This is a genomic window from Stenotrophomonas panacihumi (genome assembly GCF_001431645.1).
In the GTDB taxonomy this organism is placed as follows: domain Bacteria; phylum Pseudomonadota; class Gammaproteobacteria; order Xanthomonadales; family Xanthomonadaceae; genus Stenotrophomonas_A; species Stenotrophomonas_A panacihumi.
The window spans coordinates 1-3,685 of sequence record NZ_LLXU01000017.1; the positions used below are offsets into that span (position 1 = coordinate 1).

The 3,685-nt window shown below is 70.0% G+C and carries 5 protein-coding genes; 1 reads left to right on the forward strand and 4 read right to left on the reverse strand.

Going from position 1 to position 3,685, the window contains the following annotated elements; genetic code table 11:
- Positions 1 to 202: 202 nt before the first annotated feature.
- Genes ARC20_RS00815 through arfB form a run of 3 tightly spaced genes read right to left on the reverse strand, consistent with a single transcriptional unit; the run spans position 203 to position 2,274 of the window.
- Complete coding sequence (locus tag ARC20_RS00815) at positions 203 to 1,216, reverse strand: isoaspartyl peptidase/L-asparaginase family protein (RefSeq protein ID WP_057642893.1); 1,014 nt, start codon at positions 1,214 to 1,216, stop codon at positions 203 to 205.
- 20 nt (positions 1,217 to 1,236) lie between these two features.
- Positions 1,237 to 1,797, reverse strand: a complete 561-nt coding sequence (locus ARC20_RS00820) for a lysophospholipid acyltransferase family protein (protein ID WP_081417964.1) — start codon at positions 1,795 to 1,797, stop codon at positions 1,237 to 1,239.
- Between the two features lie 45 nt (positions 1,798 to 1,842).
- Positions 1,843 to 2,274 (reverse strand): alternative ribosome rescue aminoacyl-tRNA hydrolase ArfB, encoded by a 432-nt coding sequence (gene arfB / locus ARC20_RS00825; protein WP_057642899.1) that lies wholly within the window; start codon positions 2,272 to 2,274, stop codon positions 1,843 to 1,845.
- 102 nt (positions 2,275 to 2,376) lie between these two features.
- Between arfB and ARC20_RS00830 the strand changes: the two genes are divergently transcribed.
- Entirely contained in the window at positions 2,377 to 2,937 is a 561-nt protein-coding gene (locus tag ARC20_RS00830; protein ID WP_057642901.1) for a DUF2059 domain-containing protein, read from the forward strand.
- Positions 2,938 to 2,958: 21 nt separating this feature from the next.
- Here the strand turns inward: ARC20_RS00830 and ARC20_RS00835 are convergent, their stop codons facing one another.
- On the reverse strand, positions 2,959 to 3,663 hold the full coding sequence (locus ARC20_RS00835; RefSeq protein ID WP_081417963.1) for a pseudouridine synthase: 705 nt from the start codon (positions 3,661 to 3,663) through the stop codon (positions 2,959 to 2,961).
- Between the last annotated feature and the right edge of the window lie 22 nt (positions 3,664 to 3,685).

Sequence of the window (3,685 nt, forward strand, 5' to 3'; positions counted from 1 at the left end):
GCGGCGGGGGCGGCGGTTTCGGACACGGGGGTGGACTCTTTACCGGAACAGGCGGCCAGCGCCAGGCTGATGGCAGCGGCCAATACGACAGTGCGCGTCATGGACAGGAACTCCTGGGAGTACGGGGTTGAACGACGAGTGGCCGCACCCTAGCGCGTTCGGGCGGGGCCCGCCATGTGCCATAGGGTGGCCGGCGGCCGGTTCAGTGCGTTGGAAACGCTTCGTCGGTGAAGATCGCCACATGCGGCACACCGTCGGCCCCGATCCAGCCCCGGTACATGCCCTGGGTGTTGAACGGGAAGGCCATGTTCCCCTGCGCATCCAGGGCGATGGCGCCGCCATTGCCGCCGGCCGCCGGGATCTCCTGGTCGATGACGGCCTCGGCGGCCTGCTGCACCGAGTGCCCGGCGTATTTCACGCGGGCGCAGATGTCGTACGCAGCCACGGCGCGCAGGTAGTACTCGCCCCAGCCCGTGCCGGACACCGCGCACTGGCGGTTGGCATAGGTGCCCGCGCCGATCACCGGCGAGTCGCCGACGCGACCGTAGCGCTTGTTGGTCATGCCGCCGGTGGACGTGCCGGCGGCCAGGTGGCCCCGTGCGTCCAGCGCCAGCGCGCCGACGGTGCCGAAATGCTTGGCGGTCTCCACATCGGCATGCGCCTGCCCGGCGGCTTCTTCCTTCAGCGCCTTCTGCAGCTGCTGCCAGCGCTTGTCCGTGCGGAAGTAGGACGGATCGACCAGGGCAATGCCCTGTTCCTTGGCGAACACCTCCGCGCCCTCGCCCGCCAGCATCACGTGCGCGGAGTGCTGCATCACCGCCTTGGCCAGCTGGATCGGGTTGCGTACCCGGTGCACGCCGGCGATGGCGCCGGCCTGGCCGCTGTCGCCGTCCATGATCGCCGCGTCCAGCTCGTTGCGGCCGTCATGGGTGAACACCGCGCCACGCCCGGCGTTGAACTGCGGGGCATCCTCCATCACGGTGATGGTCGCGGCGACCGCGTCCACCGCGCTGCCGCCCTTCTGCAGCACGTCATGGCCGGCACGCAGCGCGCGCGCCATGGCCTCGCGCGCGGCGGCCTGTTCTTCGGCCGAGAGGCTGCCCTTCTCCACGCCGGCACCGCCATGGATCACCAGCACGGGGGTGGCGGCCAGCGCAGGCGCGGCGCAGGCGGACAGGGTCAGGCCCAGCAGGCGGGCACGCAGGCGCTTGGACATCGCGGTTCCTCGAAACGGGCTTACAAGGTGTCGCGGTTCTTGCCGCGCCACGGGCGGTACCAGGTGCGGATCGCGGCCATGTCGGCCTGCAGGTCCTCGGTGGGCCAGAACAGCTCGCCGACGCCGATGGTCTTGCTGGGATAGTCGAAGTAGGCCGGGATGATCGGCACGCCGGCATCGCGGGCGATCTTCCAGAAGCCGTTCTTCCAGTGCTCCACCCGCTTGCGCGTGCCTTCGGGCGTGATCACGTACCACATGCGCTCGGACCGCCGGATCAGCCGCACCGCCTGGCCGATGGTGCCCTGCGGCGAGCTGCGGTCCAGCGGGATGGCGCCTAGCTTCTTCAGCACCGGGCCCAGCGGCCACCAGAACAGCTGCGCCTTGCCGAGCACGCGCACCTCGAAGTTCAGCGCGATCTTCGCCGCGAAGCCCCAGAACCCGTCCCAGTTGGACGAATGCGGGGCGACGATCATCACCGCCTTGGGCACGTTGGGCAGCGTCCCGACCACTTTCCATCCCGTGGCGCGCAGGATGCGGCGCGCCAGCCCCTGCAGGAAGGCGGAATGGCCGCCCGGCGGCATCTCGGGCGGCGCGGGCTGGGACAGCAGATCGGTGTGGCTCAAGGGTTACTCCCAGTGGGAAGACGAGCGCCCGCGCTTGACCTGGCTGCGCTCGCGCTTGGTATCGAGGCGGCGCAGCTGCGAGCCGCGGGTGGGTTTCGTGGCGATCCTTCGCTTGGGTGCCGCCAGGCCGCCGGCGATGAAATCGGCCAGGCGCGCGCGGGCGTCCTCGCGGTTGCGGTCCTGGGTGCGGAAGCGCTGGGCGTCGATGACCAGCACGCCCTCGCCGGTCATGCGGCGGTCGCGCTTGGCCAGCAGGCGCATGCGCACCGGCTCGGGCAGCGAGGGCGAGCCGGCCACGTCGAAGCGCAGTTCCACCGCGGTGGAGACCTTGTTGACGTTCTGCCCGCCGGCGCCGCTGGCACGCACGAAACGCTCGACGATCTCCCCGGGCGGGATCACCAGGTGCGCGTTGATCTGGAGCGGTTCTGCGGCCATGCGCTGGATTGTAATCAAGGCCGATGACGCTGCGCCGCCTTTTCCTTCAAAACCGGGTGATCGGGGTATGCTGGCCGCCGATCCCCAGCAGGATGCACGACGATGATCGCAATTTCCGTCCGCAGGCCGGGCCTGCCGATGCGTGGATGCCTGGCCTTGCTGCTCGCCTTCGCCGCGCTGGCCGCCCAGGCCGCGCCGCCGACCGATGCCGACGTCAATCGCCTGCTTGCCGCCTCGCGCGCGCAGACGATGCTCGACAGCATGCTGCCGCAGCTGGAACAGATGCAGCGCGAGCAGTTCGCCCGCGTGGCCGCCGAACGTCCGCTCACCGCCACCCAGCAGGCGCAGCTGAAACAGGTGCAGGACCGCACGCGGCAAACGCTGGGCCAGGCGCTGTCGTGGTCGCAGATGCGGCCGATGTACGTGGACCTGTACAAGCGCACGTTCTCGCGCGAGGACGTGATCGCGATGGCCGAGTTCTACGAGAGCCCGGCCGGCCAGAGCCTGCTGGACAAGACGCCGCTGTTGATGCGCAACGTGATGGAGGCGATCCAGCAGAAGATGACGCCGATGATGGCCGACCTGCAGAAGGACCTGAACCAGATCCTGGCCGAACCGGCTACTGCGCCGGCACCGGCGCCGGCCAAGCCCGCGAAACCCTGATTTACGGCGTGTTCGCCGGCTTCAGCCGGCGGCCTTCCCGCCGTACGTCCACCCGAACAAGCCCATCGCCTTGGCGAACTCGCCTTCCGGCGCGGCGAACACCTCCATCCGGCGCCCATCCACCGGATGCGGGAAGGCCAGCCGTTCGGCATGCAGCAGCATGCGGTGCACGCCGAGCATGCGGAACGTGCGGTTATGCCGTCCGTCGCCATGGCTGGTATCGCCGATGAGGTGGTGCGAGAGATGCTTGAGGTGCCGGCGGATCTGCCGGAAGCGCCCGGTCAGCGGCCGGCAACGCAGCAGCGCATAGCGCGAGGTCGGAAAGCCGGTGGAGGGCACTTCCAGCTCGCCGCAGGCCAGCCGCTCGAACTCGGTGACCGCGTCCTTCTTCTGCGGCTTGCCCGGGCCGCCATCCAGCGCGTGGTCCACGGTGAGGCGTTCCTCGGCCGGCCAGCCGCGGCAGATCGCCAGGTAATCCTTTTCCACCTCGCCGGCCATCAGCGCCTTGCCGAGCGCGCTGGCGCTCTCGCGGTCGAAGGCCAGCAGCAGGCAGCCGCTGGTGGCGCGGTCGAGCCGGTGGACCAGGAACACCTGGCGGCCGAACTGCTCGCGCAGGCGGTCGGCCAGGAAGTCATCCTCGCCGCGCGCCAGCTTGCTGTCGTGGACCATCAGGCCGGCGGGCTTGTCGACCACGGCGAGGCATTCGTCCTGGTAGAGGACGGGAATCGGCGCGGGGGCGGGCTCGGGC

Excerpts from the sequence above, each read along its gene's own strand:
- ARC20_RS00830 (WP_057642901.1), top strand. The coding sequence starts at position 2,377 with ATGATCGCAATTTCCGTCCGCAGGCCGGGCCTGCCGATGCGTGGATGC.
- arfB (WP_057642899.1), bottom strand. The coding sequence starts at position 2,274 with ATGGCCGCAGAACCGCTCCAGATCAACGCGCACCTGGTGATCCCGCCC.
- ARC20_RS00820 (WP_081417964.1), bottom strand. The coding sequence starts at position 1,797 with ATGCCGCCGGGCGGCCATTCCGCCTTCCTGCAGGGGCTGGCGCGCCGC.
- ARC20_RS00815 (WP_057642893.1), bottom strand. The coding sequence starts at position 1,216 with ATGTCCAAGCGCCTGCGTGCCCGCCTGCTGGGCCTGACCCTGTCCGCC.